Raw genomic sequence first — 14,820 nt, 5'->3', positions numbered from 1 at the left:
TGGGACACTGGTGGCCATGCGTGTTGACGAACCGCACACCCAGCGATCGGCCCAGCTGTTCGCCGATGCGTGTGCAGTTATCCCCGGTGGAGTGAACTCCCCGGTGCGTGCCTTCAGCTCGGTCGGCGGAACCCCGCGGTTCATCACGTCGGCCAAGGGCTACTGGCTGACCGATGCCGATGACAATCGGTACGTTGACCTGGTCTGTTCGTGGGGACCGGCGCTACTCGGCCACGCCCACCCGGCGGTCGTGGCGGCCGTGCAGGAGGTGGTGGTCAACGGGCTGAGCTTCGGCGCCCCGACCCCGTCGGAGACCGAACTGGCCGCCGAGATCATCGACCGGGTCGCCCCGGTCGAGCGGCTACGGCTGGTCAACTCCGGTACCGAGGCCACCATGAGCGCGATCCGGTTGGCCCGCGGCTACACCGGCCGCGCCAAGATCATCAAGTTCTCCGGCTGCTACCACGGCCACAGTGACGCGCTGCTGGCCGATGCCGGCTCCGGCGTCGCGACCCTGGGGCTGCCGTCCTCGCCCGGCGTCACCGGCGCGGCGGCGGCCGACACCATCGTGCTGCCGTACAACAACGTCGCCGCGATGGAAGAGATCTTCGGCCGGTTCGGCGACGAGATCGCTTGTGTCATCACCGAAGCCAGCCCGGGCAACATGGGCACGGTCGCCCCGCTGCCCGGGTTCAATGCGGCGCTGCGGCGGATCACCGCGGCCCATGGTGCGCTGCTGATCCTCGACGAGGTGATGACGGGCTTCCGGGTGAGCCGCGCCGGTTGGTACGGGCTCGATCCCGTCGACGCCGACCTGTTCACCTTCGGGAAGGTGATGAGCGGTGGCCTGCCCGCCGCGGCGTTCGGCGGCAGCGCCGAGGTGATGGGGCGCCTGGCCCCGCTGGGGCCGGTCTACCAGGCCGGGACCCTGTCCGGTAACCCGGTGGCGATGGCGGCGGGCCTGGCCACGCTGCGTAATGCCGACGACGCCGCGTATGCCCGCCTGGATGCCAACGCCGACCGGTTGGCCGGCCTGCTCACCGGTGCCCTGACCGACGCCGGGGTGGCGCACCGCGTGCAGCGCGCAGGGAACATGCTCAGCGTGTTCTTCACGGACGAACCGGTCAACGACTTCGCCGCGGCCAAGGCCACCGAAACCTGGCGTTTCCCCCCGTTCTTCCATGCCTTGCTGGAGGCTGGCGTCTACCCGCCCTGCAGCGCGTTCGAAACCTGGTTCGTCTCAGCGGCTTTGGATGACGAGGCGTTCTCTCGCATCGCCGATGCGCTGCCCGGCGCGGCCCGCGCCGCCGCGGAGGCCCGCCCGTGACGACCAGAGCTGTGCCGGTACGAACGACAGTGCACGTGATGCGTCACGGCGAGGTGTTCAACCCGGAGAAGGTGCTCTACGGCCGACTGCCCGGCTATCACCTGTCCGAGCGTGGGCAGGCCCAGGCGCGGGCCGCCGCGGACTGGCTGGCCGGCAAGGACATCGTCTACGTGGTGGCCTCACCGTTGGAGCGGGCGCAGGAGACGGCCACGCCGATCGCCGAGAGCCACGGGCTGCCGATCGACACCGACGGCGACCTCATCGAGTCGTGGAACATGTTCGAGGGGGAGCGGGTGGCCCCCGGCGATGGCGCCCTGCGCGACCCGAGGAACTGGCCGAAGCTCCGCAACCCGATGAAACCGTCCTGGGGCGAGCCCTATGACGAGATCGCGCCCCGCATGATGGCGGCCATGCACCGGGCCCGGGAGAAGGCGGCCGGGCACGAGGCGGTGTGCGTCAGCCACCAGCTTCCGGTCGAGACGCTGCGCCGGGCGATGACCGGGCGCAAGCTGGCCCATCTGCCGTTGCCGCACAGCCGGCTGTGCAATCTGTCCTCGATCACGTCGTTCACCTTCGATGACGACAAGTTGATCCGATGGGGCTACACGGAGCCCTGGGGAATCTGAATGAGGTCGTCCCTCGCCCGGGTGAGTGCGGCGGTGCTGGCAGGGCTGGTGCTGCTCACCGGATGCTCCACCGGCGACGACGCGGTGGCCCAAGGCGGCACCTTCGAGTTCGTCGCACCCGGCGGCAAGACCGACATCTTCTACGACCCTCCCGAAAAGCGCGGCACCCCGGGCAAATTGAGCGGGCCCGAACTGACCGACCCGAGCAAGACCATCTCGCTGGAGGATTTCGCCGGCAAGGTCGTGGTGATCAACGTGTGGGGCCAGTGGTGTGGGCCGTGCCGGGCCGAGATCGGCGAGTTGCAGAAGGTGTACGACGCCACCCGCGGCAAGGGTGTCGCGTTTCTGGGCATCGACGTGCGTGACAACAACCGTGACGCGGCAGTCGATTTCGTCACCGACCGCAAGGTCACCTTCCCGTCCATCTACGACCCGGCGATGCGCACCATGATCGCGTTCGGCGGCAAGTACCCGACCACCGTGATCCCGTCGACGGTGGTGCTGGACCGTCAGCACCGGGTGGCCGCGGTATTCCTGCGTGAACTGCTGGCCGACGACCTGCAACCGGTCGTCGAGCGGTTGGCTGCCGAAGGGCAGCAGCCATGACCGGATTCGCCGAGATCGCCGCGGCCGGGCCGGTGCTACTGGCGCTGGGTATCAGCCTGCTGGCCGGGCTGGTGTCGTTCGCCTCGCCGTGTGTGGTGCCGCTGGTGCCCGGCTATCTGTCCTATCTGGCCGCGGTCGTCGGGGTGCAGGAAGGTCCGGCGGTGACGGGAACCGGGGCCACCCGGCAAGCCACCAAGACCGCCCGGTTGCGGGTGGCCGGCGCGGCCGCCTTGTTCGTCGCCGGCTTCACCGTGGTGTTTCTGCTCGGCGCGGTGGCCGTCCTCGGGATGACCACCACGTTGATCGCCAATCAGGTTCTGCTGCAACGCATCGGCGGTGTCGTCACGATCGTGATGGGTCTGGTGTTCGTCGGCTTCGTCCCGGCGTTGCAGCGTCAGGCCCGGTTCGCCCCCCGGCAGTGGTCCACGATGGCCGGGGCGCCGCTGCTGGGTGCGGTGTTCGCGCTGGGCTGGACCCCGTGCCTGGGTCCGACGCTGACCGGGGTGATCGCGGTGGCCTCGGCCACCGACGGCGCCACCGTGGCGCGCGGTGTGGTGCTGGTGCTGGCCTACTGCTTCGGGTTGGGCATCCCGTTCGTGCTGCTGGCCCTCGGTTCGGCGCGCGCGGTGACCGGCCTGGGGTGGCTGCGCCGGCACACCCGGACCATCCAGATCTTCGGTGGTGTGCTGCTGATCCTGGTGGGCACGGCGCTGGTGACGGGTCTGTGGAACGAGTTCGTGTCGTGGGTGCGCGACGCCTTCGTCAGTGATGTGAGGCTGCCGATATGACCGACGCCGATACCCGGACCGACGTACCGGTGCCCGAAACCCGGCGCCCCGGGGTGCTGTCGCGTGTGGTCGCGCTGGTTCGGAACACCTGGCGGACCCTGACGTCGATGGGCACCGCGCTGGTGTTGCTGTTCCTGCTCGCCCTCGGCGCGATCCCGGGTGCGCTGCTGCCGCAACGCAGCCTCAACGAATCCAAGGTCGACGAATACCTGGCGGCCCACCCCACGCTGGGTCCGTGGCTGGACCGTGTGCAGGCCTTCGACGTGTTCTCCAGCTTCTGGTTCACCGCCATCTACGCGTTGCTGTTCATCTCGCTGGTGGGTTGCCTGACGCCGCGGATGATCGAGCATTTCCACAACCTGCGGGCGGTGCCGGTGCCTGCGCCGCGCAACCTGGGCCGGTTGCCCAAACACCATGCCGAGCAGGTGACGGGCGATGCGGGTGAGGTCGCCACCACCGTCACGCGGCGGCTGAGGGGCTGGCGCACGGTCACCCGCACCCAGGGCGAAGCGACCGAGATATCAGCCGAGAAGGGCTATCTGCGGGAGTTCGGCAACATCGTCTTCCACTTCTCGCTGCTCGGTCTGCTGGCGGCCGTGGCCGCGGGCAAATTGTTCGGCTACGAGGGCAACGTCATCGTCATCGCCGACGGCGGTCCCGGCTTCTGCACCGCCTCGCCGGCCGCCTTCGACTCGTTCCGGGCCGGCAACACCGTCGACGGCACGTCGCTGAGCCCCGTCTGCCTTCGGGTCAACAGTTTCGACGCGAACTATCTGCCCACCGGGCAGGCGTTGTCGTTCGCCGCCGACATCGACTACCAGTCCGGCGACGATCTGGCCGCCGACACCTGGCGGCCCTACCGCCTCGAGGTCAACCATCCGCTGCGCATCGGCGGCGACCGCGTGTACCTGCAGGGACACGGGTATGCGCCGTCGTTCACCGTGACGTTCCCCGACGGCCAGCAGCGCAGCCAGACCATCCAGTGGCGGCCCGAGGAACAGATGACGCTGCTGTCGTCGGGGGTGGTGCGCATCGACCCGCCGGCGGGCACCTATCCCGATGCCGACGAGCGTCGCAAACACCAGATCGCCATCCAGGGCCTGTTCGCGCCGACCAAGCAACTCGAAGGCACCCTGCTGTCGTCGAGTTTCCCCGCGCTCAACGACCCGGCGGTGGCCATCGACATCTACCGCGGCGACACCGGCCTGGACACCGGTCGGCCGCAGTCGTTGTTCTCCCTGGATCCCCGGTTGATCGATCGGAAACAGCTGACCAAGGCGGCCCGCGTCAACCTGGTGAAAGGCCAGGACACCCGGCTCGATGACGGCACCAAAGTCCGGTTCGACGGCGCGGTCCCGTTCGTCAACCTGCAGGTCTCACACGACCCCGCCCAGATCTGGGTGCTGGTGTTCGCGATGTCCATGATGGGCGGGTTGCTGGTGTCTTTGGTGGTGCGCCGGCGCCGGATCTGGGTTCGGGTGCAAGCTGCTCCAGCAGGTACGGTGAACGTCGAGCTGGGCGGGCTGGCCCGTACCGACAACTCCGGCTGGGGCGATGAGTTCGAGAAGCTGACCGAGCGGTTGTTGGAGGGCTACGAGCAGCCGGCGGCAGGAGAGAAGGCGGAGCAGTGAATACTCAGCGAGAAGCGAAGGCGGATCGCGCGTGAACACCGAGCACATCGACATCGGGCTGGCCCGGTACTCCGACTGGGCGTTCACATCGTCGGTCGTCGTCCTGGTCGGCGCGCTGATCCTGCTCGCCGTCGAACTCGCCTACAGCCGCGGCCGTCGTGTCGAAACCCGTGAACTGGTCGGCGCGACCGTCGGCGCCGACAGTGTCACCCCGGGCGTCGTCGCCGAGGAACCCCGGCGCCCGTTCGACGAGCGCGTCGGCCAAACCGGCCTGGCGCTCACCTACGTCGGCATCGGCATGCTGTTCATCTGCATCGTGTTGCGTGGCCTGGCCACCTCGCGGGTGCCGTGGGGCAACATGTACGAGTTCATCAACCTGACCAGCTTCTGCGGCCTGATCGCGGCCGCGGTGGTGCTGCGCAAGCCGCAGTTCCGCGCGCTGTGGGTGTTCGTCCTGGTTCCGGTGCTGATCCTGCTGACGGTCTCGGGACGCTGGCTGTACTCCAACGCCGCGCCCGTGATGCCCGCGCTGCAGTCCTATTGGCTTCCCATCCACGTGTCCGTGGTGAGCCTCGGTTCCGGGGTGTTCCTGGTGGCCGGTGTGGCCAGCATCCTGTTCCTGCTCAAGATGTCGCCGCTCGGAGAGCCGGGCAGAGAAGGCGCCGTCGCGCGGATCATCGCCCGGCTGCCCGACGCCCAGACCCTGGACCGGATTGCCTACCGCACCACGATCTTCGCGTTCCCCATCTTCGGTTTCGGCGTGATCTTCGGCGCGATCTGGGCCGAAGAGGCCTGGGGCCGGTACTGGGGCTGGGACCCCAAGGAGACGGTGTCGTTCATCGCATGGGTGGTGTACGCGGCGTATCTGCATGCGCGCTCGACCGCGGGTTGGCGCGACCGTAAGTCGGCCTGGATCAACGTGGTCGGTTTCGTCGCGATGGTGTTCAACCTGTTCTTCATCAACCTGGTGACCGTGGGTCTGCATTCGTACGCGGGGGTCGGCTAGACGCCGTCGGATAGGTGAGATGACCGTGCGCCCCGAGGTTGAAGCGCGGCTGCGGTCCGGTCGGAAGCGTGTGGAAAAGAGGGGAATTCGTGTCCGAGCCAGTGTCTGAGTCAGTGTCGGAGCCGGTGCTTGAGCCGTCCGAAGCGCAGGAACCTGCGCCGCAGGACACCGGCGAACCGTCAACAGACGCAACGGCCGACGAGCAGTCTCTGGTCCCTCCGGCCACACCGCCGGTCGCCGACCCGCCCCCGGCTGTCGCGCCGGTCCCGGCTGTCGCGCCACCCCCGGTGTCCGAGCCGCCGCTCGTCCCGTCGGTGTTCGCCCCGATACCCGGATTCCGCGGTCAGCAGCGGTTCAGCAATCCCGCCGAGCCCGGTGTCTCCACACCGCTGCCCGCCGAGTGGACCGCCCCGACACCGCCGCACGGTATCCCGGTGATCGCCGCACCGCCGGTGCCCGGAAGTTTCAACGGACCGCCCGCCGGGGTTTTCGCGGGCCCCGCCCTCGGACGTCCCGGCGCACCCGGACAGCCCGACCTACCTGTGCGCCCTGCCGCGCCTGAGCGTTCCGTCGCTGCTGACTTCGCCACGCCCTACCGCGACCTGTCCACTGCCGCGCTGCTCGGCCAGCGCAAGAACCCGCCCACCTCGGGCTGGCGCAAGGCCCTCTACGTCGCGTCGTTCAAACAGGTCAATGTCGGCGAGGGCCCGAAGGCCACCCACCACAACAATCTGATCGGCGAGGTCAGCCAGCCTTTGCAGGGCTGCTACCGGATCGCGCTGATGTCCCTGAAAGGTGGCGTGGGCAAGACCACGATCACCGCGACGCTGGGTGCCACGTTCGCCTCGATCCGCGGTGACCGGGTGGTGGCGGTGGACGCCAACCCCGACCGCGGCACTCTGAGCCAGAAGGTGCCGCTGGAGACGGCTGCGACGGTGCGGCACCTGCTGCGCGACGCCGAAGGCATCGAGCGCTACAGCGACGTGCGGGCGTACACCTCACAGGGGCCGAGCCGGCTGGAGGTGCTCGCTTCCGAAAGCGACCCGGCGGTGTCGGAGGCGTTCAGCTCGGACGACTATCTGCGTGCGCTGGAGGTGTTGGAGCGGTTCTACAGCCTCGTGCTCACCGACTGCGGGACGGGTTTGATGCACTCGGCGATGTCGGCGGTGCTGTCCAAGGCCGACGTGCTGGTCGTGATCAGCTCGGGCTCGGTGGATGGGGCGCGTAGTGCGTCGGCGACGCTGGACTGGCTCGACGCCCACGGGCATCAGGAACTGGTGCGCAACTCCATCGCGGTGATCAACGCGGTGCGCCCACGCTCGGGCAAGGTGGATCTGTCCAAGGTGGTGGACCACTTCTCCCGGCGTTGCCGTGCGGTGCGCCTGGTGCCGTTCGACCCGCATCTGGAGGAGGGCGCCGAGATCAGCCTGGAACGGCTCAGGCCCGGCACCCGTGAGGCGCTCATCGAGCTGGCTGCCGTGGTGGCGTCAGACTTCGCCGGGGCACGTCGCTCAGCGAACCGCGCGCCTGACGTGCGCTAGTTGCGGGGATTGTCGCCGTGCCCGAGTCGACGCAGGAATTCTGGGTCGTCATCGGGGCCGATCACACGGGTTTTGGATTGACTGCCAGAGACCCGCGCCAGCCGCCAGCCGAGATACACCAGGCTTGCCGCGGCAATGAGCAGGAGTAGATACGCCACTCGAAACCTCCTTTATCCGAATATACGCGTCGTCGGTAGGCTCGGAGCGTGTCAGGAAGTGGTTCGACCTCCCGTATGGTCACCGACGTCGCGGTTTACCTCATTGCCAGGCTGGTGCTGGTCGCTGTGCTGGCCGCGGCGATCTACGGGATAGGGCAGCTGGTCGTAGCGAATTTCCCGGTCGTGGTGGCCCTGCTGTTCGCCATCGTGATCGCGCTGCCGTTGGGGATCTGGCTGTTCCGGCCGTTGCGTGAACGGGCGACGGCGTCGATCGCGTTGGTCGACGAGCGGCGGCGCAAGGATCGTGAGCAGCTGCAGGCACGGTTGCGCGGCGACGAGCCGCCGAAATCCACCTAGGGCAGCAGTTCTTTTTTCCCAGAACGTGATCCGTCGCGGGTCGCGCTATCGGATGAACGCCGAACCCTTTTCCCGGTCCAGGTAGGTCTCGGTCTTGTTCTTGAGGAAGAACACGTACACCACCAGCGAGATGGCGATACACACCGTGACGTAGGCGATGAACCACGGCACGTGGCCGCCCTCTTTGAGGGCCTGGTAGATCACCGGTGCGGTCCCGCCGAACATCGAATTCGCCAGTGCGTAGCCGATTCCCACGCCGAGGGCGCGCACGTGCGCGGGGAACAGCTCGGATTTCACGAGCGCGTTGATCGAGGTGTACCCGGTCAGGATCACATATCCGACGGCCACCAGCAGGAAGGACAAGAGCGGTGAATGTGTCTGGGGCAGATACGTGAACAGGATGTAGGTGTAGATCACCCCGCCGACGCCGAAGAACACGAGCAGCGGTTTGCGGCCGACCTTGTCGCTGATCATTCCGCCGACCGGTTGGATCGCCATCAGGAAGATCAGCCCGATCAGGTTGACCCAGGTGGCCGTCATCGCCTGGTCCTTGTAGGTGGTCTTGACGATGGCCGGGGCGTTGACGCTGTAGGCGTAGAACGCCAGGGTGCCACCCATGGTGATCAGGAAGCACAGCAGCAGTGGCTTCGAGTAGCGGGTGAGCAGTTCGGAGAGCGAGCCTGCGCTCGTGTCCTTGCCTTCCTTGATCGCCTGGAGCTGTTCCTCGGACAGTGATTCGTCCATGGTCCGCCGCAGCCAGAACACCACGATCGCGGCCACACCGCCGATGGCAAAGCCGATGCGCCAACCGAATTCGTGGACCTGCGCGGTGCTGAAGGAGGTCAGGATGATCAGCAGGGTGAATTGGGCCAGTACGTGACCGCCCACCAGCGTCACGTACTGGAACGAGGAGAAGAAGCCGCGTCGTTCCCTGGTGGCGGCTTCGGACATGTAGGTCGCCGAGGTGCCGTACTCACCGCCGGTGGCGAAACCCTGCACCAGCCGGCACAGGATGAGGATGATCGGCGCTGCGACACCGATGGTTTCGCGTGACGGCACCAGCGCGATCACCAGTGAGCACAGTGCCATCAGCGAGACGCTGAAGGTCAGCGCGGCGCGGCGGCCGCGCCGGTCGGCGTAGCGGCCGAAGAACCACGAGCCGATCGGGCGGGTGAGGAACGTGACCGCGAAGATCGCGTAGACGTAGACCGTGGCGTTCTTGTCGGCCTTGTCGAAGAACTGCGCTTCGAAATAGGTGGCGAACACCGTGTAGACGTAGACGTCGTACCACTCGACGAGGTTGCCCGACGACCCCCGGATGGTGTTCCAGATGGCGCGGCGGGTTTCGGCGCGCCCCGACGGTGCGGGCTGATGCGCTTCGGTCGAAGTGGTCATGCGCATCCCCCAGATGGTCGGCGTGGCAGGCCGACGGCCACGTTAGTGCACCACGGTGGTATCTCGCGTGGATTGAGAAGCCCGAGTGCGCCGGGTCAGGACCCCAGGAACAGGGCCAGGGACACGGCGATCGACCACACCAGCATGGTCAGCCCGGTATCGCGCAGCACCGGGATCAGCTGGGCGCCATGGCTGCCGTCGCGCACCGGCCGCAGTCCCCGCACCGCAGGCACCACCGCGAGCAGTCCCACAGCGCACCACGGTGTGGCGAGCATCAGCACCAGGGGCAGCACCAGGGCCCCGGCGACCAGCAGTTGATACAGCAGCCGGGTGCGGGCGTCACCGAGACGCACGGCCAGGGTGATCTTGCCGGACTGGCTGTCGGTGGGGATGTCGCGCAGATTGTTGGCCACCAGCACGGCCGACGACAGCGACCCCATCGCCACTGCCGCGACCAGCCCGACCCAGTCGACGCGCAGGGCCTGGGTGTACTGCGTGCCCAGCACCGCGACCAGCCCGAAGAAGATGAACACCGCTACCTCGCCCAGGCCGAGGTAGCCGTAGGGCTTCTTGCCGCCGGTGTAGAGCCAGGCCCCGGCGATGCACACCGCGCCGACCGCGATCAGCCACGGCGCGCTCAGCGCCGCGAGCACCAGTCCGGCCACCGCGCCGACCGCCAGGCTCACCACCGCCGCGGTCAGCACGGCCCGCGGTGAGGCCAGCTTTGAACCCACCAGGCGCAACGGGCCCGATCGCACGTCGTCGGTGCCGCGGATGCCGTCGGAGTAGTCGTTGGCGTAGTTCACGCCGATGATCAGCGCGAGCGATACGGTCAGCGCCAGCAACGCTTTCCACCACACCGCCGACCCCATCCAGGCGGCGGCGCCCGTACCGGCGAGCACCGGGGCGACGGCGTTGGGCAGGGTGCGGGGACGGGCGCCCTCGATCCATTGCGCGAAACTGGCCACGACGGTCATCGTATGAGCTCGCCGAGTGCCGGGCCGCGCGGACTCCTACACTGAGCCTCATGAAGGAGCAGCTCAGCAAGACCGAGATCGGCAAGGACGTGCTGCAGGAATCCGTCGAGGCCGTGGCCTCGACGGTCGGGCAGGTCACCTCGATCATCACCACGGCCGTCAAGGAGGTCGCGACGGCCATCGGTGGCCTGGCCACCGATGTCTTCGAGATCGCCGACGGCGCCCGCAAGGCCAACGAGGATTTCGACGACGACTTCGACGAGGATTTCGAGGCCCCGAAGGCGGAGGACGTTGACGTCGCGGCTGACGTCGTGACCCCGGACAAGGGCGAATAGCGCTGCATGCTCGGCGTCATCGGCGGTAGCGGGTTCTATTCGTTCTTCGGGCCCGAGGCCCGCACCGTCACCGTGGACACCCCCTACGGTGCGCCGAGCGCGCCGATCACGGTCGGCGCAGTGGGTGGGCACGAGGTGGCGTTCCTGCCCCGGCACGGGGTCAACCACGAGTACTCGCCGCACACCGTTCCGTACCGGGCCAACATGTGGGCGCTGCGCACGTTGGGGGTGCGGCGCGTCTTCGGTCCGTGCGCGGTGGGCAGCCTGACCGCGGAGCTGGGTCCGGGTTCGATCGTGGTGCCCGATCAGCTCGTGGACCGGACCCGCGCCCGTGCCGACACGTACTTCGATTCCGGCGGTATCCACGTCGGTTTCGCCGATCCGTACTGCCCGGCATTGCGGTCTATCGCGGCCGGGCTTCCCGGTGTCGTCGACGGCGGCACCATGGTGGTGATCCAGGGCCCACGGTTTTCCACCAGGGCGGAGAGTCGATGGTTCGCCGACCAGGGTTTCACGCTGGTCAACATGACCGGTTACCCCGAGGCGGTGCTGGCCCGCGAGCTCGAGATGTGTTATGCGGCAATCGCTTTGGTCACAGACCTGGACGCCGGGATCGAGACCGGATCTGGGGTGACGACGGTGGACGTGTTCGCCGAATTCGAGCGCAACCTGGTGCCGTTCAAGAAACTCGTGCTCGAGGCTCTGGAGGCGGTCGCCGCCGAGCGAACGTGTACGCATTGTCTGGCTCACGACGGGGTGAAGTTGCCGTTCGAACTGCCGTGATCGCGCGCTGAGAAGGCAGCCTCTTGACACCCGTCAAGTCGGGGTGTCAATACTGACGGGGTGAAACCCGCGATCTGTGAGCAGTTCGGTATCGACTTTCCGCTCTTCGCCTTCAGCCACTGCCGTGACGTGGTGGCCGCGGTGACCAATGCCGGCGGTTTCGGTGTTCTCGGCGCCACGGCCTACACGCCTGAGCAGCTGGACCGCGAGCTGACGTGGATCGACCAGCAGGTGGGTGGCAAACCTTACGGCGCCGACATCATCGTCCCGGCGAAGTTCGAGGGCAAGGGCGAGAACCTGACGCGCGGGCAGCTCACCGACCGCATCCCCGCCGAATATCGCGAATTCGTCGCGCAATTGCTGGCCGATCACGGCATCGATTCCGAGGCCGAGCAGCGCCTCGGCGGGTCTTCGTTGTCGGGAGACACCGGCCGCGAGCTGCTGGACGTGGCGATGAGCCATCCGATCAAGCTCATCGCCAACGCGCTCGGGGTGCCGCCGGACTACATGATCGAGGCCGGTCGTGAGCGCGGAGTCCCGGTCGCGGCCCTGGTGGGTGCTCGCGAGCATGCCCTCAAGCAGGTGCAGGCCGGGGTGGATCTGATCGTCGCGCAGGGCACCGAGGCCGGCGGGCATTGCGGTGAGGTGTCGACGCTGGTGCTGGTCCCCGAGGTCCTTGAGACGCTGGAGCAGGCCGGCAGCGACATTCCGGTGCTGGCCGCCGGCGGTATTGTCACCGGCCGTCAGATGGCGGCGGCCGTGGCGATGGGCGCGGCCGGCGCCTGGACCGGTTCGGTGTGGCTCACTACTGAGGAGGCCGAGACCGCGCCGCACACCGTGCAGAAGATGCTGGCGGCGACGTCGCGGGACACGGTGCGCTCAACCGGCCGTACCGGAAAACCGGCCCGCCAGCTGGTGTCGGACTGGACCGCGGCGTGGGCGCCGAATCCTGCCGGGCACCAGACACTTCCGTTGCCGTTGCAGAACATGTTGGCCGAGCCCGTGATCCGGCGCATCGATGTGCTTGCCGCACAGGGTCATCCGGGTGCGCAGGCATTGGCGACGTACTTCGTGGGGCAAGGCGTCGGGCTGATGAACAAGGTGAAACCGGCGCGCGAGGTGGTGCGCGAGTTCATCGAGGATTACGTGGCCGCCACCGAGCGGCTGAGCAACTCGCTGCCGGACTAGTGCGTGCGCACCGTCGCAGGTTTTGGGCAGGCAGCCACCGCTGGTTGCCATAATGCATACCAGCGTCGACGAAAGGCACACCATGACGACCGGCGGCGGACTTCTGTTCAATCCGAACTCGTACGACCCGCAGCAGTTCGACCCCGAGACCCGGCGTCAACTCCGGGCGCTTATCGACTGGTTCGAGGCCCGCGGCAAGACAAAGCTGCTGCAAGAGGACCTGGCCGCGGTATGGGTGTCGGACTTCCTCGAATTCATCAAGTCCGAGCGGATCTTCGCGACCTTTCTGACGCCGTCGGAGTACAGCGGCGGTGACGCCAACAAGCGGTGGGACACCTCGCGCAATGCCGCACTGAGCGAGATCCTCGGTTTCTACGGCCTGGCGTACTGGTACGCGGAACAGGTCACGATCCTCGGACTCGGGCCGATCTGGCAGAGCAACAACAAGGAAGCGATGCAGCGGGCCGCCGACCAGTTGGAAGCCGGTGGAGTGATGGCCTTCGCGCTCTCTGAGCGTGATCACGGCGCCGACATCTACAACACCGACATGATCCTGACGCCGGCCCAGAACGCAGATGCCGAGGACGGCATTGTTTTTCATGCGTCGGGGGAGAAGTACTACATCGGCAACGGCAATGTGGCCGGCATGGTTTCGGTATTCTCCCGTCGTTCCGATGTCGCCGGGGCCGACGGATACGTGTGGTTCGTCGCCGACAGCACGCATGAGAACTATGAGCTGATCGGCAATGTCGTGCACGGTCAGATGTACGTCAGCAATTTCCGGCTCAACGATTACCCGGTGCGCGAGGAGGACATCCTCGATACCGGGCCGGATGCGTTCTCGGCCGCCCTCAACACCGTCAACGTCGGCAAGTTCAACCTGTGCAGCGGTTCGATCGGCATGTGCGAGCACGCCTTCTACGAGTCGATCACCCATGCGAACAATCGCATCCTGTACGGCAACCCGGTCACCGACTTCCCGCACGTGCGTGCCAGCTTCGTGGACGCGTTTGCCCGGTTGATCGCGATGAAGCTGTTCAGCGACCGCGCGATCGACTACTTCCGCAGTGCCAGCCGCGACGACCGACGCTATCTCCTGTTCAATCCGGTAACCAAGTCCAAGGTCACCTCCGAGGGCGAAACGCTCGTCACATTGCTGCAGGATGTGCTGGCCGCCAAGAGCTTTGAGAAGAACACCTACTTCAGCGAGGTCGCGCGCCTGATCGGCTGCCTACCGCGACTGGAGGGCACCGTGCACGTCAACGTCGCGCAGATCCTGAAGTTCATGCCGAACTACCTGTTCAACCCCGCCGAGTATGCCGAGATCGGCACCCGCGACGACCCGGCCGACGACGTGTTCTTCTGGGCGCAGGGGCCGGCCCGGGGCGCATCCAAGGTGCAGTTCGCCGATTGGAATCCCGTTTATCAACGACATTCGGGGATCCCGAACGTCGCGCGCTTCTATGAGCAGGCACTGGCGCTCAAAGAGTTGCTGACCACGGCCGCCCCGGATGCCGATCAGCAGAGCGACCTGGACTTCGTCCTCGTCGTCGGACATCTGTTCACTCTCGTCGTATACGGCCAGCTGATCCTCGAGCAGGCCGACCTGATCGGCTTGAGCGACGACCTGGTCGACCAGATCTTCGATTTCCAGATCCGTGATTTCTCCGGATATGCGATCGCTTTGCACGGCAAGCCGAGTTCTACTCCTGCCCAGCAGGAATGGGCGATGTCCGCGGTGCGCAAACCGGTCGTGGATGCGGATCGCTTCGGTCGGGTGTGGGAACAGGTGAAGAGCTACGACGGCGCCTACGAGATGCGTGCATAGCCGGTCTCACCGGCGAGGTGAGGCGCCTGCGTCAGTGCCAGTCCCAGACCGACATGTCGTTGGGTGGGTAGTTCTGGCAGACGTCGGTGGTGTTGGCTGCGACGCCCTTGTTGTTGAAGAACAGCTTGGCCCAGTTCGGCCAGCGCCAGGACATGTTCTCGAAGAAGGCGTTGGTGGCGGTGTTCTCGGAGTATTGGCGGCGGCCGGCGTAGTCCATGGAGAAGAACCAGTGGATGCGGTCCTGGGCGCCTTGCTGGTCGGCGACGGGCTTGTT

At 66.9% G+C, this 14,820-nt stretch carries 16 protein-coding genes; 12 read left to right on the top strand and 4 right to left on the bottom strand.

What is annotated here, in order from left to right; translation table 11 throughout:
- Window positions 1-16: 16 nt before the first annotated feature.
- The 7 genes from hemL to AB0I14_RS00050 all read left to right on the top strand — a co-directional run bounded on the left by hemL (window position 17) and on the right by AB0I14_RS00050 (window position 7,525).
- Entirely contained in the window at window positions 17-1,327 is a 1,311-nt protein-coding gene (gene hemL, locus AB0I14_RS00080) for a glutamate-1-semialdehyde 2,1-aminomutase (RefSeq protein WP_358014077.1), read from the top strand.
- Between the two features lie 38 nt (window positions 1,328-1,365).
- A complete protein-coding gene (locus AB0I14_RS00075; protein WP_358016643.1) occupies window positions 1,366-1,953 on the top strand; it encodes a histidine phosphatase family protein in 588 nt (195 codons plus the stop codon).
- The gene (locus AB0I14_RS00070) at window positions 1,954-2,559 is read left to right on the top strand and encodes a TlpA disulfide reductase family protein (protein WP_358014074.1); all 606 of its coding nucleotides are present in this window, start codon (window positions 1,954-1,956) and stop codon (window positions 2,557-2,559) included. It abuts the gene before it with no gap.
- Window positions 2,556-3,347: a cytochrome c biogenesis CcdA family protein gene (locus AB0I14_RS00065; RefSeq protein WP_358014071.1), complete on the top strand. Its 792-nt coding sequence runs from the start codon at window positions 2,556-2,558 to the stop codon at window positions 3,345-3,347. The genes AB0I14_RS00070 and AB0I14_RS00065 overlap by 4 nt, the downstream gene beginning before the upstream one ends.
- 107 nt (window positions 3,348-3,454) lie before the next feature.
- Entirely contained in the window at window positions 3,455-4,978 is a 1,524-nt protein-coding gene (locus tag AB0I14_RS00060) for a cytochrome c biogenesis protein ResB (RefSeq protein WP_358016640.1), read from the top strand.
- 31 nt (window positions 4,979-5,009) lie between these two features.
- Window positions 5,010-5,984: a c-type cytochrome biogenesis protein CcsB gene (gene ccsB, locus AB0I14_RS00055; RefSeq protein ID WP_358014069.1), complete on the top strand. Its 975-nt coding sequence runs from the start codon at window positions 5,010-5,012 to the stop codon at window positions 5,982-5,984.
- Window positions 5,985-6,271: 287 nt separating this feature from the next.
- On the top strand, window positions 6,272-7,525 hold the full coding sequence (locus AB0I14_RS00050) for an AAA family ATPase (RefSeq protein WP_358016637.1): 1,254 nt from the start codon (window positions 6,272-6,274) through the stop codon (window positions 7,523-7,525).
- On the opposite strand, the gene AB0I14_RS00045 is transcribed toward AB0I14_RS00050, so the two are convergent.
- Window positions 7,522-7,683, bottom strand: a complete 162-nt coding sequence (locus AB0I14_RS00045) for a hypothetical protein (protein WP_166909056.1) — start codon at window positions 7,681-7,683, stop codon at window positions 7,522-7,524. The two genes, AB0I14_RS00050 and AB0I14_RS00045, sit on opposite strands and share 4 nt — an antisense overlap.
- Window positions 7,684-7,758: 75 nt before the next feature.
- On the opposite strand from AB0I14_RS00045, the gene AB0I14_RS00040 reads away from it, so the two are divergent.
- Window positions 7,759-8,040 (top strand): DUF4229 domain-containing protein, encoded by a 282-nt coding sequence (locus tag AB0I14_RS00040; protein ID WP_358016634.1) that lies wholly within the window; start codon window positions 7,759-7,761, stop codon window positions 8,038-8,040.
- Between the two features lie 45 nt (window positions 8,041-8,085).
- Here the strand turns inward: AB0I14_RS00040 and AB0I14_RS00035 are convergent, their stop codons facing one another.
- Together AB0I14_RS00035 and AB0I14_RS00030 are read right to left on the bottom strand one after the other, a co-directional pair.
- Entirely contained in the window at window positions 8,086-9,435 is a 1,350-nt protein-coding gene (locus AB0I14_RS00035) for an MFS transporter (protein WP_358014066.1), read from the bottom strand.
- Between the two features lie 95 nt (window positions 9,436-9,530).
- The gene (locus tag AB0I14_RS00030; protein WP_358014063.1) at window positions 9,531-10,403 is read right to left on the bottom strand and encodes a 1,4-dihydroxy-2-naphthoate polyprenyltransferase; all 873 of its coding nucleotides are present in this window, start codon (window positions 10,401-10,403) and stop codon (window positions 9,531-9,533) included.
- A gap of 59 nt (window positions 10,404-10,462) precedes the next feature.
- On the opposite strand from AB0I14_RS00030, the gene AB0I14_RS00025 reads away from it, so the two are divergent.
- The 4 genes from AB0I14_RS00025 to AB0I14_RS00010 all read left to right on the top strand — a co-directional run bounded on the left by AB0I14_RS00025 (window position 10,463) and on the right by AB0I14_RS00010 (window position 14,546).
- Entirely contained in the window at window positions 10,463-10,747 is a 285-nt protein-coding gene (locus AB0I14_RS00025; RefSeq protein WP_358014060.1) for a hypothetical protein, read from the top strand.
- 6 nt (window positions 10,748-10,753) lie between these two features.
- A complete protein-coding gene (locus tag AB0I14_RS00020; protein WP_358014057.1) occupies window positions 10,754-11,530 on the top strand; it encodes an S-methyl-5'-thioadenosine phosphorylase in 777 nt (258 codons plus the stop codon).
- A 60-nt stretch (window positions 11,531-11,590) separates the two neighbouring features.
- On the top strand, window positions 11,591-12,718 hold the full coding sequence (locus AB0I14_RS00015; protein WP_358014054.1) for a nitronate monooxygenase: 1,128 nt from the start codon (window positions 11,591-11,593) through the stop codon (window positions 12,716-12,718).
- A gap of 82 nt (window positions 12,719-12,800) precedes the next feature.
- Window positions 12,801-14,546 (top strand): acyl-CoA dehydrogenase family protein, encoded by a 1,746-nt coding sequence (locus AB0I14_RS00010; RefSeq protein WP_358016631.1) that lies wholly within the window; start codon window positions 12,801-12,803, stop codon window positions 14,544-14,546.
- Window positions 14,547-14,577: 31 nt separating this feature from the next.
- On the opposite strand, the gene AB0I14_RS00005 is transcribed toward AB0I14_RS00010, so the two are convergent.
- Window positions 14,578-14,820, bottom strand: a 243-nt coding sequence (locus tag AB0I14_RS00005) for a DUF5078 domain-containing protein (protein WP_358014051.1), incomplete at its 5' end; no start/stop codon positions are given.

Source organism: Mycobacterium sp. NPDC050441 (genome assembly GCF_040655355.1).
In the GTDB taxonomy this organism is placed as follows: domain Bacteria; phylum Actinomycetota; class Actinomycetes; order Mycobacteriales; family Mycobacteriaceae; genus Mycobacterium.
This window is presented reverse-complemented; position numbering and strand designations above follow the sequence as displayed.

What these genes read in the sequence shown, in the direction of transcription:
- AB0I14_RS00010 (WP_358016631.1), top strand. Translation starts at nt 12,801, where the DNA reads ATGACGACCGGCGGCGGACTTCTGTTCAATCCGAACTCGTACGACCCG.
- AB0I14_RS00025 (WP_358014060.1), top strand. Translation starts at nt 10,463, where the DNA reads ATGAAGGAGCAGCTCAGCAAGACCGAGATCGGCAAGGACGTGCTGCAG.
- AB0I14_RS00035 (WP_358014066.1), bottom strand. Translation starts at nt 9,435, where the DNA reads ATGACCACTTCGACCGAAGCGCATCAGCCCGCACCGTCGGGGCGCGCC.
- AB0I14_RS00020 (WP_358014057.1), top strand. Translation starts at nt 10,754, where the DNA reads ATGCTCGGCGTCATCGGCGGTAGCGGGTTCTATTCGTTCTTCGGGCCC.
- AB0I14_RS00060 (WP_358016640.1), top strand. Translation starts at nt 3,455, where the DNA reads ATGGGCACCGCGCTGGTGTTGCTGTTCCTGCTCGCCCTCGGCGCGATC.
- AB0I14_RS00065 (WP_358014071.1), top strand. Translation starts at nt 2,556, where the DNA reads ATGACCGGATTCGCCGAGATCGCCGCGGCCGGGCCGGTGCTACTGGCG.
- AB0I14_RS00075 (WP_358016643.1), top strand. Translation starts at nt 1,366, where the DNA reads ATGCGTCACGGCGAGGTGTTCAACCCGGAGAAGGTGCTCTACGGCCGA.
- hemL (WP_358014077.1), top strand. Translation starts at nt 17, where the DNA reads ATGCGTGTTGACGAACCGCACACCCAGCGATCGGCCCAGCTGTTCGCC.
- AB0I14_RS00070 (WP_358014074.1), top strand. Translation starts at nt 1,954, where the DNA reads ATGAGGTCGTCCCTCGCCCGGGTGAGTGCGGCGGTGCTGGCAGGGCTG.
- AB0I14_RS00040 (WP_358016634.1), top strand. Translation starts at nt 7,759, where the DNA reads ATGGTCACCGACGTCGCGGTTTACCTCATTGCCAGGCTGGTGCTGGTC.